We start from the raw sequence: 2,042 nt of genomic DNA on the forward strand, positions 1-2,042 counted from the left end.
GACGCTCGCCGGCCGCGGCCTGCCCGCCCGCACCGTCGAGGTGTTCCTGCGGCCCCTGCTGGCGTCCCTGCTGTGCGATCCGGACCTGACCACCTCCAGCCGCTGCGCCGACCTCGTCCTACGGGGTTACGCGCGTGGCCGCCTCTGTCTGCCGGCCGGCGGGGCCGACACCGTACCGGCGCTCCTGGCGGACCTGCTGCCGCCCGGCACGGTGCGCACCGGCGTCCACGCCAAGGCCGCCTGCACCACCTCCGTGACCACCGCCGAGCACGGCGTCCTGCGCTGCCGCTCGGTCGTCGTGGCCACGGGTGCGAGCGCCGCCGCCGAACTCATCCCCGGCCTGCGGCTGCCCGGCTTCCACCCGGTGACGGTGCTCCACCACACCGCGGACGAACCGCCGCTGCGCGAGGCCTCCCTCATCATCGCCGCGGGCCGCCGCGGGCCCGTCGCCCACACCATGGTGACCAGCGAGGTGGACCCCTCACGGGCGCCCGCCGGGCGGCCCCTGATCACCTCGACGGTGCTGGGCGCTGCCGCGGGCCTGCCCCTCGCCGAACTCGACCGCGCCGCGCGCGCCCAGCTCGCCCGCGTCTACGGCGCCCCGGCCGCCGACTGGCAGCTCCTCGCGGCCCACCACGACCCGGAAGCGGTCCCGGCCATGCCGGCCCCCCACGACGTACGCCGCCCGGTGCGGCTCCTGTCGGGCCTGTACGTCTGCGGCGACCACCGCGACACCAGCACGGTCCAGGGAGCCCTGTTCTCCGGCCGGAGGGCCGCACTGGCAGTCCTGCGGGACCTGGGCATCCGCGCCCCCCAGGACGCGGAGGAACTGCAGGCGGCGTAGCGGCCTCCGGCCGGGGCCCGGGGTTTACGGCTCGTACAGCTCGTACGGCACCGCCGGTCACCTCCGGTGGGGTTGCCCGCCGTTGCGGCGGGAGTCCTTGCCTGCGGCAAGAGGCTGCCGGCCGCAGGCAAGGACCCGGAGCTCAGGAGGCCGGGCCTTCGAACCCGCCGCGACGGTGATCCACCCCCACCGGAGGTGACCGGCGGTGCCGAGCTGCCCCAGGCCGGGGCGCCGTGACAAGCCCGCCGCAGGCGAACCGGCGGTGGGGGCACCGCAATGCCCCCACCGCCGCCCGCACGGGCTACAGCGTCGCCACCTTCTCCCGGTACGCCCGGACCGCCGCCGCGTCCCGGTACGGCTCCAGCCTCCGTTCGAAGTCGCGGATGTACTCCAGCGCCCGCACCGACCGCATCTCGGCCGCCGCCTGTGCCGCCTCCGCGCCCAGCTGGCACGCCTGCTCCAGCTCTCCCAGGCCCAGCCGCGCCGTGGCCAGCACCACGCGGCAGAAGAGCCTGCTGCGGGCGTACGACTGGCTGCGCAGCTGCAGGGAGCGCTCCGCGTGCTGCGCGGCGGCCCGGTACTGCTGGAGGTCGCGGTGGCAGTGCCCGAACTCGTCCGCCAGCTGGGCCTCGTCGAAGAAGCGGGCCCAGTACGGCACGTCGTCCCCCGGCCGGGAGGACTCCAGCGCCCTCTCCGCCCGCGCCAGCGACGCCGAGCAGGCCCGCACCTCTCCGAGGACGCCGTGGCCGCGCGCCTCCACCGCGTGCAGCAGCGACTGCACGACGGACGGGGCGCTGGAGCCGATGCCCTGCTGGGCGACCCTGGCCAGCTGCACGGCCTCCCGGCCGTGGCCGAGGTAGACGGCCTGCCGGCTCATGGTGACGAGCACGTAGCTGCCGTAGGCGCGGTCCCCCGCGGCCTGGGCGAGCCTCAGCGCCTGGACGAAGTACCGCTGCGCCAGGCCGTGCGCGGCGATGTCGTACGACGTCCATCCGGCCAGCCGGGTGAGGTCGGCGACGGCGGCGAAGAGCCGCCGCCCCGTCGCCTCCCCGTACGTGCCGCGCAGCATCGGCTCGGCCTCGTGCTCCAGGTAGCGCACGAGGGCCTGGCGGGCGTGCCCGCCACCATAGGCGTGGTCAAGCGTGCGGAAGAGCTCGCCGACCGAGCGCAGCGCGGCGATGTCGCCCATCGAGACCCG

At 76.2% G+C, this 2,042-nt stretch carries 1 protein-coding gene and 1 pseudogene; one reads left to right on the top strand and one right to left on the bottom strand.

The annotated features are described in order from the left end of the window. A partial coding sequence (locus tag V7793_RS36875; protein WP_336014041.1) for an FAD-dependent oxidoreductase occupies positions 1-844 on the top strand: 844 nt, incomplete at its 5' end. Between the two features lie 301 nt (positions 845-1,145). Here the strand turns inward: V7793_RS36875 and V7793_RS36880 are convergent. Beyond that, positions 1,146-2,042 (bottom strand): annotated as a pseudogene (locus V7793_RS36880) (regulator); the annotation flags it as partial.

This window comes from Streptomyces sp. KLMMK (assembly GCF_036961605.1).
In the GTDB taxonomy this organism is placed as follows: Bacteria; Actinomycetota; Actinomycetes; order Streptomycetales; family Streptomycetaceae; genus Streptomyces; species Streptomyces telluris.